The sequence below is a fragment of the Embleya sp. NPDC056575 genome (assembly GCF_042793325.1).
Classification (GTDB): domain Bacteria; phylum Actinomycetota; class Actinomycetes; order Streptomycetales; family Streptomycetaceae; genus Embleya.
On record NZ_JBHTVA010000098.1, the window covers coordinates 23,884 to 35,631 of the forward strand.

At 72.4% G+C, this 11,748-nt stretch carries 7 protein-coding genes; 4 read left to right on the forward strand and 3 right to left on the reverse strand.

What is annotated here, in order from left to right:
• Positions 1-38: 38 nt before the first annotated feature.
• The gene (locus ACFRCG_RS44025) at positions 39-3,743 is read left to right on the forward strand and encodes a S8 family serine peptidase (protein WP_380042281.1); all 3,705 of its coding nucleotides are present in this window, start codon (positions 39-41) and stop codon (positions 3,741-3,743) included.
• Positions 3,744-3,905: 162 nt separating this feature from the next.
• Complete coding sequence (locus ACFRCG_RS44030) at positions 3,906-6,107, forward strand: glycoside hydrolase family 3 C-terminal domain-containing protein (protein WP_380042289.1); 2,202 nt, start codon at positions 3,906-3,908, stop codon at positions 6,105-6,107.
• A gap of 72 nt (positions 6,108-6,179) precedes the next feature.
• On the opposite strand, the gene ACFRCG_RS44035 is transcribed toward ACFRCG_RS44030, so the two are convergent.
• The 3 genes from ACFRCG_RS44035 to ACFRCG_RS44045 all read right to left on the reverse strand — a co-directional run bounded on the left by ACFRCG_RS44035 (position 6,180) and on the right by ACFRCG_RS44045 (position 8,688).
• Positions 6,180-6,758 (reverse strand): TetR/AcrR family transcriptional regulator, encoded by a 579-nt coding sequence (locus ACFRCG_RS44035; protein WP_380042282.1) that lies wholly within the window; start codon positions 6,756-6,758, stop codon positions 6,180-6,182.
• A 63-nt stretch (positions 6,759-6,821) separates the two neighbouring features.
• Positions 6,822-7,499 (reverse strand): hypothetical protein, encoded by a 678-nt coding sequence (locus ACFRCG_RS44040; protein ID WP_380042283.1) that lies wholly within the window; start codon positions 7,497-7,499, stop codon positions 6,822-6,824.
• Between the two features lie 82 nt (positions 7,500-7,581).
• Positions 7,582-8,688, reverse strand: coding sequence for a glycosyltransferase 87 family protein (locus ACFRCG_RS44045; RefSeq protein ID WP_380042284.1), 1,107 nt, complete (start codon positions 8,686-8,688; stop codon positions 7,582-7,584).
• 407 nt (positions 8,689-9,095) lie between these two features.
• Between ACFRCG_RS44045 and ACFRCG_RS44050 the strand changes: the two genes are divergently transcribed.
• On the forward strand, positions 9,096-10,508 hold the full coding sequence (locus ACFRCG_RS44050) for a glycosyltransferase (RefSeq protein ID WP_380042285.1): 1,413 nt from the start codon (positions 9,096-9,098) through the stop codon (positions 10,506-10,508).
• A 45-nt stretch (positions 10,509-10,553) separates the two neighbouring features.
• Positions 10,554-11,690: a non-hydrolyzing UDP-N-acetylglucosamine 2-epimerase gene (gene wecB, locus ACFRCG_RS44055; RefSeq protein WP_380042286.1), complete on the forward strand. Its 1,137-nt coding sequence runs from the start codon at positions 10,554-10,556 to the stop codon at positions 11,688-11,690.
• Positions 11,691-11,748 lie beyond the last annotated feature (58 nt).

Consider the following 11,748-nt stretch of genomic DNA (forward strand, 5'->3'; position numbering starts at 1 on the left):
CGTGTTTTTCCACCCCGGCCCGACGACGGAGTTCGGCGATGAACCAGCCCATTTCCCCCAACGGTCCGCTCGCCTACCACCCCAACGCGGACGGTGGCTCCGCCACCCTGGTCCGCGACCCGGTCAAGGTCGCCGTGCGCTTCTCGGGTCGGGCGCCGCTGTCCTCTCCGGCGCAGGAATTGTTGCGTCGACGCTCCGCACCCGTGCGGCAGTTCCGGCCCTATCGGCTCAACGTGTACGCCGTCGACGAGGAGACGGGCGGCGAACGGGCCGTGGACATGCTCAACCGCGAGCGCGAGGTCGAGGTCGCCTCGCCGGTGCTGCACCGGAGCGCGGACGACGGCAGCGGTCGCACGGGCACCGACGACATCCTGCTCACCGGCCGCTTCGTGGCCCAGTTCTGGCCGGACGTGAGCCGCGAGCGCATCGACGCGCTCAACGCCGAGTCCGGGGTCACCGTGGTGTCCGAACCGGGTTACGCGCCCGACACGTTCGTGCTGGCCGCGCCGACCGGGGTGGACGGGCTGGGCGCGCTGGAGACGGCGAACGCCTACCGGGCCACCGGCCTGACCCGCTTCGCCCACCCGGATCTGATCACCCCCAAGCACCGCCGGGCCACCCTGCTCACGCGCAACCCGGCGGCGACCGCGCCGCACGAGCGCGACGTGATGTACCTGAGCCGCCAGTGGCATCTGAACCGGGCGCGGGTCACCGACGCGTGGAACGTGACGCGCGGTATCCCGGAGGTGTACGCGGCGGTCCTGGACGACGGGGTGGACACCGCCCACCCGGAGTTCGCGGGCAACCTGCGGGCCCAGTACGACTTCGCCCACCACACGCCGGACGCCTCCCCCCAGTCGCCCGAGGACCGGCACGGCACCTCGTGCTGCGGCGTGGTGGCCGCCGCCGGGCTGCGCGCCTCCGGCGTGGCGCCGGGGTGTTCGCTGATGGTGGCGCGGTTCCCGGACGCGTTGGGCGACGCCGACGAGGCGGCGATGTTCCAGTGGGCCGCGGACAACGGCGCCGACGTGATCAGTTGCAGTTGGGGGCCGGCCGACGGCACCGGTCTGCGCGATCCGCTGCCGGGCAGCACCCAGGCGGCGATCGCGTACTGCGTCACCAACGGGCGCGGCGGCCGGGGCGTCCCGGTGTGCTGGGCCGCGGGCAACGGCAACGAGTCGGTGGACCTGGACGGCTACGCGGCCAACCCCGACGTGATCGCGGTGGCCGCCGTCACCGACGCGAACGAGCGTGCCTGGTACAGCGATTACGGCGACGCGATCTGGGTGTGCGCGCCGTCCAGCGGCGGTAGCGCGTCGATCATCACCACCGACCGCACCGGCGCGGCCGGCTACAACGCGGGCGCGGAGAGTGTGGACGTCGACTACACCGACTCGTTCGGCGGCACCTCCTCCGCCACGCCGCTGGTCGCCGGGGTCATCGCGCTGATGTTGTCGGCCGATCCCGCGCTGACCGCGACCCAGGTGCGGACCATCCTCAAGGACACCGCCGACCCGATCGGCTCCGACCACGACGCGCACGGCCACAGTCCGATGTTCGGGTACGGCCTGGTGGACGCGTACGCGGCGGTGCGGGCGGCGCGCGACGCGGGCTCGGGTGGCGGCACCGGCCCCACGCCCGGCGCCACCGCGCCGTCGATCACCGGTCCCGCCGAGGCGGATCGCGGCGACTCCCCGCCGTCGTTCGCGGTGGATCCGGGTTCGGGTCCGGCCATGTACTACGCGGTGGAGGTGGCCACGGCCGCCGCCCTGTTCGACACGGCGGCGCACGGCGCGGAGCGCACCGACGCCACCTTCTACGCCACGTGGCAGGACCGGGGCCTGCTGTCGGTGAATCCCTTCGTGTTGCCCGACCCGGTGTGGCAGCGCCTGGAATCGGCGGACACGCTGTTCTACCGGGCCTACTTCTCCTCCTCGCCCACGGCGTGGACCGACGTGGTGGTCACCACCGACGACGCCTCCGCCGCACTCGCCCCGTCGATGGCGATCACCGACCGGACCCGGCGGCACCTGCCGCGCCGGCGCGCCGAGCGGTCGGGGGTGCCCACGCACGCGGGTCTGGACAACCGGACCTATCCCGGCGACGAGGTGATGCGGGACCTGTACGCGAACACCAACCTGGCCTGGACCGGGTTCTATCTGGCCCCGGCGCCGTCCCAGGGCTACACGGGGTGGATGACCAAGGCGGCCTATCTGCGCGGTCTCGGCTGGGGGCTGGCACCGATCTTCGTCGGCCAACAGGCCGTCGGCGGGCCGGGTTCGCACACGTTGACCGTCGATCAGGCACACAAGGACGCGGCCCGCGCGGTGGTGCTGGCCGATCAGGCGGACATCGGCGCGAACGCGGTGATCTACCTCGACATCGAGATCGGCGGCAACCTCGCGCCGGACCTGTTGTCGTACGTCCAGACCTGGATCGACGACATGCGGGCCGACGGCCGCTATCGGCCGGGCGTGTACTGCTCCTATTCGCACACGGCCGCGCAGTTGCGGGCGAACAATCCGGATATCCACTACTGGGTGTTCCGGCTCGGCGTCATCCCGGCGTCCCAGCCCCTGGACGGCGAAGGCAACGTCAAGACCCCCGACATCGCGGACAGCGGCGTCGAGTTCGCCACGATGTGGCAGTACATCCAGGGCGCCAATCTGCCGGTGCCGCACGACGACGGCACCACCGGCAAGCTCCAGGGGATCGACGTGGACTGCGCCACGGTGCTCGATCCCTCCTTCCCCGAGGCGGCCGGCTCCGGCGGCGAGTCGGGTGGTGAATCCGGGGGCGAGTCCGACGGCACGGCCACGACCACGACGCCGCCGAGCGTGACCGGGCCCGCCGAGGCCGATCGGGCGGGCCCGGCACCGTCGTTCGACGTGAACCCCGGTTCGGGACCCGCGATGTACTACGGCATGGAGGTGGCCACGTCCCCGGAGTTGTTCGACTGGGCGAACCACAAGGGCGAGTGGACGTCGGAGAACCACTACGCGACCTGGGACGACTCCGGATTCCTGGCCTCGAATCCGTTCCAACTCGCCGACGGGGTGTGGCGACTGCTGAACCGGGCGGGCGCGTTGTACTACCGGGGTTGGTTCTCCTCCTCCGACAGCGCGTGGACGGACACGGTGGTCACCGTCGCGGACGCGGACTACGCCGCGGCGCCGTTCGTGACGATCACCGACGGCGGTACCGCCACCCGGACGGTTCGCGGATTCCGACGGCTGCGCGACGTCCTGGGCGGCCCGGAAACGCGGGACCTCCCCGGGACGCGGGACGTGCGCGAGGTCGCGGACGAGCGGGCCGAGCGCGCCGGGCGTCGCGAGGTGGTGCACCCGGCGATGACCGGACCCGACACCGCGGACGCGAACGGGCCGGCGCCGACCTTCCACATCGACCTGCCGCCCGGAGCACGCTCGTACCGCGTCGAATTCGCCGCGGAGGCCGCGCTGTTCGACGACGCGGAGGCCGAGCGGCGGACCTCGGACACCTTCTTCGCCGGCGCCGTGACCGCCGCCTCCGGCAGCTTCGACCACCCCCTGCCCGACGAGGCGTGGGCGGCGTTGAAGGGGCACGGCCGACTGTTCTACCGGGTGAGTTCGGCGCCCACCGACGCGGCGGCGCCCGACTGGCGGGCGCAGGACGACTCCACCCCGGACGCGGCGGCCGAGCAGGCGCCGTGGGTGCTGGTGTACACGGTCGACGACCCCGAGCCCGAGATCACCAGGATCTGACGCCCTTCGGGCACCCTTGACCATAAAAACCGATCACCTTATGGTTTTCGAACCGGGCGGTGCCCTCCCCGGCCCGCCCACGGAGCCATCGATCGGAGTCGCCTGGTGGAGCACGACCTCACCCTCGCCGACAAGGCCGCGCTGACCAGCGGTGCGGGACAGATGACCACCAAGGGGCTCGACGCGGCCGGCATCCCGGCGGTCACCATGTCCGACGGCCCGCACGGACTGCGGCTCCAGAGCGAGGACCCGCAAAACGGCCAACTCGACCTGCGCCCCGCCGCCCCCGCGACGTGCTACCCACCCGCCGTCGCCCTGGGCAGCAGCTGGGACGTCGAACTCGCCCACCGCGTCGCCGGCGCGATCGCCGTCGAGGCCGCCGCGCACGGCATCGGTGTACTCCTGGGACCCGGCGTCAACATCAAACGATCGCCGCTGTGCGGACGCAACTTCGAGTACTTCTCCGAGGATCCCGTGCACTCCGCCGCGCTCGGCGGCGCGATGGTGCGCGGCCTCCAGGACGCCGGCATCGGGGCCACCCTGAAGCACTACGCGGCCAACAACCAGGAAACCGAACGTATGCGGGTCAGCGCGGACATCGACGAGCGCCCGCTGCGCGAGATCTACCTGCGCGCCTTCGAACGCATCGTCCGCGACGACGATCCGTGGGCGGTGATGTGCGCGTACAACGGCGTCAACGGCGTGACCCTGTCCGAGAACACCCGGCTGCTCACCGACATCCTGCGCGCCGAATGGGGCTACGAGGGCCTGGTGATGTCCGACTGGGGAGCGGTCCGCGACCGGGTCGCCGCGCTGCGCGCCGGCCTCGACCTGGAGATGCCCCCGACCGGCGGCCGTACCGACCGCGAGGTGGTCGCCGCCGTCGACTCCGGCGAGTTGGACGAGGCCGTACTGGACCGCTCGGTCGCCCGGCTGATCCGCTTCGCCCACCGGGGCGCCCGACCGGCCGGCGACGGCTCGACCGCGCCCTACGACGACCACCACCGCCTCGCCGGCGAAGCCGCCGACAACTGCGTGGTGTTGCTGCGCAACGACGGCGGCCTGTTGCCCCTGGACCCGACCGCCGGGCGCGTCGCGGTGCTCGGCGAACTGGCCCGCACCCCGCGCTTCCAGGGCGGCGGCAGCTCCCAGGTGACGCCGACCCGGGTGGACGTGCCGCTGGACCGGCTGCGCGCGCTGGCCGACGGCGCCCGGGTCGAGTTCGCGGCCGGATACCCGCTGCCGGACGGCCCCGAACCCGACGCCGATCCGGCCGTGTTGGCCGAAGAGGCGGTGCGCGTGGCCGCCGCGAGCGACACCGTCGTCCTGTTCCTCGGCCTGGCCCGCCAGGACGAGTCGGAGGGGTTCGACCGCGAACACATCGACCTGCCCGCGGACCAACTCGCGCTGCTGGAACGGATTTTGACGGTCAATCCGCAGGTGGTGGTGGTGCTGTCCAACGGCGGCGTGGTGCGCACCGCCCCCTGGCACGACCGGGTGCCCGCGCTGGTCGAAGGGTTCCTGCTCGGACAGGCCGGCGGCGGCGCCCTGGCCCGGGTGCTGTTCGGCGCGGTCAACCCCTCCGGCAAGCTCGCCGAGACCGTGCCGCTGCGCCTGGAGGACGCGCCGAGCTTCCTGTCCTTCCCCGGCTCCGAGGGCCATGTGCGCTACGCCGAGGGCGTCTTCGTCGGCTACCGGGGCTACGACGCCGCCCGCCGCGAGGTCGCCTTCCCGTTCGGGCACGGCCTGTCCTACACCACGTTCGACTACGGCGACCTGCGCGTGGAGAGCACCGACGAGGGTGCCGGGTTCACGGTCCGGGTCACCGTGACCAACATCGGCGACCGGGCCGGGCGCGAGGTCGTACAGATCTACTCGGCCGCGCCGGCGGGGTCCCGCGTGGAGCGTCCGGTCCGTGAGTTGCGCGGCTTCGCCTCGGTGCGGCTGGAGGCGGGCGAGAGCCGCGAGGTGGTGGTGTCCTTCGCCCGGACCGACCTCGCCTACTACAGCGTGCGCGAGGACGGTTGGCGGGTGGAGGGCGGCACCTACCGGATCGAGGCGGCGGCGTCCTCGCGGGACGTGCGCCTGACCGTCGAGGTCGACGTCGAGGACTCCTCGCGCACCGGCCTGGACCTGCGCAGCACGCTCGGCGAATGGCTGGCCCATCCCGTCGGCGGCCCGCTGCTCCTGGAGTGCCTGGCCGCGACCGAGCACACGATCGCCTCGCGCCTGGCGGACAACCCGATGTTGCTGCGCGCCGCGCAGGGCGTCCCGCTGGAGGTGATCGCCGACTTCGCCGGCGGCATCATCCCCCACGACCAACTCGCGGAACTCGCCGCCCGCGTGGCCGCCCCCGTCGGCTGAGCGCGGCGAGTCGGGTGGGCGGGGGCCCCTTCCCCGTGGGTTCCCCGCCCACCCCTGCCCGGGGCGCGGGCGCTATTCGGGGCGCGGCCGCGCGATCAGTTCCAACAGGTCTTCGAGTGCCTGCTCCATGTCCACCGAACGATCGTTGAGCCACTGCAACTGGATACCGTCGGCCACCGCCAGCACCAGCGCCGCCAGTCGCTCCGGCGGAATCGTGCTCTCGATCACGCCGTTGCGCGCCTGCCGGGCCAACAGCTCCCGGATCTGGCCGCGCACCCGCGGATACCGCTCGGCGAAGAACGCGTGCGCCGGATGCCCCGGATCGCTGCCGGCCGCCGCCATCGACACGAACAGCTCGATCAACCCGGCCGCCCGCGCCCCCGCGCGCACGATCTCCAGATGCGGATCGGGCCCCTCGTACTCGTTCCAGAGCCGCCCGTTCTCCTCGTCCCGAGCCCGAAGCACCTGCGTCAACAGGTCTTCCTTGGACGCGAAGTAGTGCATCAACCCCGGCAGGCTCAGATCACACCGCGCCGCCACCTTGCGCAGCGACGTCCCCCGGTATCCCTCCTCGGCGAAAACCTCCAGCGCGACCCGAAGAATCTCCCGCCGCTTCGCCTCACCCTTCCCGTACGGGCCACGCTTCACCATGCCGCCACCCTAACGGCGTTCCCGGCCGCCGAAGGGTTCGGGTGAGGCGGGGTGGGCGCGGGGTCAGCGGGGGAGGGTGGCCCTGGTTCGGAAGTCGTCCATGGAGACGATCCGGTCCTCGGTCGGCAGTCGAATGCTCACCGGGGCGCCGAAGGAGTCGTAGGTCGTGGTGGAGACGTGGCCGGCGCGGTTGGAGTCCAGCCGCAGTACGTAGGGCTTGTCCTTGGCGATGAAGTAGGTGTCGGTGGTGGTGGCCTGGCGGGCGACCATCGCGGTGGCCGGCACGCCGGCGATGGTGGTGGCGAGCTTCCTGTCCTCCTTGGCCGAAGAGGCGACCTCGTAGAACATGCCGCACCCGTCCCTGGCGGGTCCCCGCACGAAGGACTGCTTCAGGTCCGCGGGGACGTCGTAGGCCGCGCCGCCCGCCTTGCGCAACGATTCCACCGCGAGGTCGGTGCTCAGGTACAGGTCCGTGCCGTGGCAGAACATCTCGCCGGCGCGTTCGGTCCCGCCGATCGTGATCACGATGTGCATGCCCTGCTGGGGGTCGGACCAGATCTCCTGGGTGCCGCCGGCCACCGCCGTGGTCGATCCCTTGGCGTGGAACGTGGTCGTGCCCATCGCCGTGTTCACCCGGGTGGGGGTGCCGCCGGATTCGTCCTCCGACGTGGAACACCCGACCGCGGCCACCCCGAGCGCCACCGCGGCGACGGCCGCCGAGCGTATGCGGATCCTGCCCATGCGTCCTCCGTACCTCGACCGATTCCCCCCGGGAACCGGCCCGACGATCATCCGCCGAGCCTAGGGTCCGCCCGCGCGCGGGTCATTGCCGGATTCCGGCAGTGAACTCGACCGGAGAGCGCGGCACACGCGTCGGGCGTACCCGGCCCGGTTGGGCGGCCACCAGAAGGAAGGCCAGGCCGTAGGCCACGTAGCAGGACGAGCGGAACAGTTCGAAATCCGTCATGTGCCACTCCTGATCGGGCAGGTGTGGCACCGACCAGACCAGGAAGCTCGGAAAAACCAGGAGACCGGCGAACAGCGCGGTGTGCGCCCGGGTGTGCGGGCCGTGCAGCGTGGTCCACAGCAGCAGGGCGATGGGTACGCACCACACCCAGTGGTGGCTCCACGAGATCGGACTCGCCAGCAATCCGGTCACCGCGCACGCGGGCAGGCCCCACGCGTCCCCGCACCGCCGGTACGCGATCAGCGTGCAGCACAAGCCGAGCAGGCTCAGCACGACGATCACCGCGCTCCAGCCGAGGCCGAGGTCGCGACTGCCGGCGAGCCGGGTGAGCAGGCCGCGGATCGACTGGTTCGCGGCGTTCTCCAGCCGCCCGACCCGCTCCGGATCGAAGACCAGGTCGGTCCAGAAGCGTCGGGTGACCTCCGGCAGCACCATCGCGGAGAACGCCACGGTCGCCGCCGCCGCCGCCAGCGCCGTGCCCGCCTCACGGCGCCGCCCGGTGAGGAGGAGGTACACGACGAACACCGCCGGGGTGACCTTGATCCCGGTCGCGATCCCGAGCACCACCCCGCGCGGCACCACCCCGCGCGGCCGGGTGAAGTCCCACAGGACCATGGCCGCCACGGCGAGATTGACCTGCCCGTACCGCATGGTCGTGAACACCGGCTCGAACCAGATGGCGAACGTCGTGGCCGCCGGCACCACCGCCGGCCCGAGCCGACGCCCCTCGGGATCCACCAACCGCGTCGACAGGCGCACCACGACCGCGACGAGCAGCAGGTTCACCGCGACGCCGACCCCGAGCAGCACGCGCGGCGGCAGGTAGGTGAACGGCACGAACAACAGGGCGGCGAACGGCGGGTAGGTGGCGCGCAGGCCGTGCGGCGTGTTCAGCGGGCCGTACAGGTCGATCCCCTCGCGCACCGCCAGCCCCTCGGCGCGGTAGACGACGAGGTCGACCATGGACGGGTGGCTGAGGTGGCGCACATACAGATATACGGCGATCGAGCACGCGCAGGCGAGGGTCCATCCGACGATCCGCCGTCGCTCCCCGAGCCGTCCCCACTGTGCCCATACCGCGGCCGGTCCGAGGCGCGGGGGCGCCGAAGCGTCTCGCCGAGCCATGAGATGTGAACCGGACCCGACGGGTCGTCTCATGGGACGAAACTAACCCGTCGGGTGGGCGCCGGCGCGGGTATCGGCGCCCGCGTGTCGGTCCGGGTGAGGCGCGCCACGTGGCTTTCGGGTTGGAAATTGTCCGAATTTGCCTTAGATTCGATGGTGCATGAGGCGTTTTGTGCACCCAAACAACAACCATGTGAGCACATGTGCCTTGGATTCGAACTGGAGGTAGTTTCATCCCCGGCGCTGTGCGTGAGTATGTCCTTGCCCACCAGACCGGCATTCTCTGGGCGGCCACCGCGCTGTCGCTCGGCCTGCTCGTCTACATGCTGTTGGTGTTCGGCCGCTTCCTGCTCTATTGGGCCGGCACCCGGCACGCCTTCCGACACAACCGGCCGGCCGATCCCGGCGACCCGACCGCCTTCGAATGGCACCTGGTCGTCCCCTGCCGCGACGAGGAGGCCGTGGTCGCGCAGACCCTCGCGGGCCTGCGTCGTTCCGCCCCGCACGCGCACCTGTGGATCGTCGACGACCACAGCGACGACCGCACCGCGGAACTGGTCCTGGCCGCCGCCGAGCACGACGAGCGGGTGCACCTGGTCAGCCGCCGGCGCCCGGACGCGCGCGTGGGCAAGGGCGCCGCGCTCAACGCCGCCTACCGCGAGATCCGCGCTCGGCTCCCCGCCGACGCCGACCCCGCGCGGATGATCGTCGGCGTGATCGACGCCGACGGCCTGCTCGACCCCGGCGCCCTCGCGATGGTCTGCACCGACAAGGCGATGGGCCGTCCCGACACCGGCGCAGTACAGATCGGCGTACGCATGCGCAACGTCGACGACCCGCGCCCGCTGCCCGAGCGCGGCCGGTTCGCCAACGCCCGGGCCCGGCTCCTGGTCCGCATGCAGGACATCGAGTTCCGCGCCAACAACACCGGCATGCAGCTGCTGCGCCGGCGTACCGGCAGTGTCGGACTGGGCGGCAACGGTCAGTTCGTCCGGCTCGCCGCCCTCGACTCGCTCGCGGGCGAGGACGGTCGGCCATGGCCCGAGCGTGCGTTGCTGGAGGACTACGAATCCGGCCTCGAACTGCGCCTGGCGGGCTGGCGGCTCACCCACGTCGCCGAGGCGCGGGTCTCCCAGGAGGGCCTGCCCTCCTCCCGCCGCTTCCTGGCCCAACGCACCCGCTGGGCCCAGGGCAACCTCCAGTGCCTGCGCTACACGCGGCGGGTGCTGGCGTCCCCGCACTACCGCCCGTCGGGCAAGGCCGAGGTGCTCTACACCTTCCTCCAGCCGCTGGTGTGCGTCCTGCTGGTGCTGCTCACGCCACTGTCCCTGGCGATCACCGGGGTCGGGCTGATCGTGTTCCCCGACGAGACGGCCGACTTCCAGTTGCGGTTCGGGCCGGTGATGGCCGCCGCGTTCGTACTCGCCGCGGTGCCGATGGTGGCGTGGGGCCTGGCCTATCGCAAACAGGTGTACGCCGACCGCGGATGGCTCACCGGACTGGGGTGGGGCGTCCTGATGTGGCTGTACACCTACCACCTGTTCGTGGTCGCCGCCCGGGCCGCCGTCCGGCTCGCGCGCGGCCGCAACGGGTGGGCGAAGACCCGGCGCAACGCCGAGGTCGAGCTCGCGGGCGTACCCACCGCGCTCGAAGCCTGACCCCGATTCTTTGCCACCGCCCGCCCCCGGCTCGGAGATCCGTACGTGAACGTGCCCCACCTGCCCGCCGCCAGTGTCGCCGTCGTCCTCGGCACCCGTCCCGAACTGGTCAAGCTCGCCCCGCTGATCCACGAACTCGGCCCCGCCGCCCGGCTGGTGCACACCGGCCAGCACTGGGACGAGGCGATGTCCGGGCGTTTCCTGCGCGACTTGGACCTGCCCCGCCCCGAACTGCTGACCGGTGTCGGCGGGCGTCCGCGCGCCGGGCAGATCGCCCACTCGCTGGACCAGCTCGACGACGCCTTCGCCGAGCGGCGGCCGGTCGCGGTGATCGTCCAGGGCGACACCAACGCCACCCTCGCCGGCGCGCTGGCGGCCAACGCCCGGGACATCCCGCTCGTCCACGTCGAGGCCGGGCTGCGCAGCTTCGACCGGGCGATGCCCGAGGAGCACAACCGGGTCATGGTCGACCACGTCGCCGACGTCCTGTGCGCCGCCACCGCCACCAACGCGGCCAACCTGCGCGCCGAGTCGGTCGACGAGAGCCGCATCGAGGTCACCGGCAACACCGTGGTCGAGGTGGTCCGGCGCCGACTCCCCGACCGGGCCGCGCGGGCCGCGCTGCTCGCCGGGTACGGCCTGCGGCCCGACGGCTACGTCCTGGCCACCGTGCACCGCCCCGAGAACACCGACACCGCCGAGGCGCTGCGGGCCGTGCTGACCGAACTGGACGCCATCGCCCGGGCCGGCACGCCGGTGCTGTTCCCGATGCATCCGCGTACCCGCGCCGCCGTCGACCGGTTCGGCCCGGCCGCGCTGCTCGGGCGGATCACCGCCGTCGAGCCGGTGGGCTACGGCGAGTTCCTGGCCCTGGCCCGGCATGCCGCGCTGCTGGTCTCCGACTCGGGCGGCATCCAGGAGGAGTGCACGGTCCTCGGCCGGCCGCTGCTGGTGGTGCGTCGCTCCACCGAGCGTCCGGAGGCGATCGACGCGGGCTTCGCCGTGCTGGTCCGGCCGGGTCCGGAGTTGGGCGACACGGCGCGGTCGTGGCTGGCCGACTCCGGGGAGCGGCTGGCTCGGTTGGCCGCGACGGCCAGTCCGTACGGGGACGGGCTCGCGTCGGCGCGTATCGCTCATCTGACCGGGCGGCTGGCGGGGGTGGCGGCGCCGGTGGCGGCCTGAGGCACCCGTCCGGGGAGTGTGCGCGACGGCCGACGCCGGTCGCCGGGGGGTTCCGGCG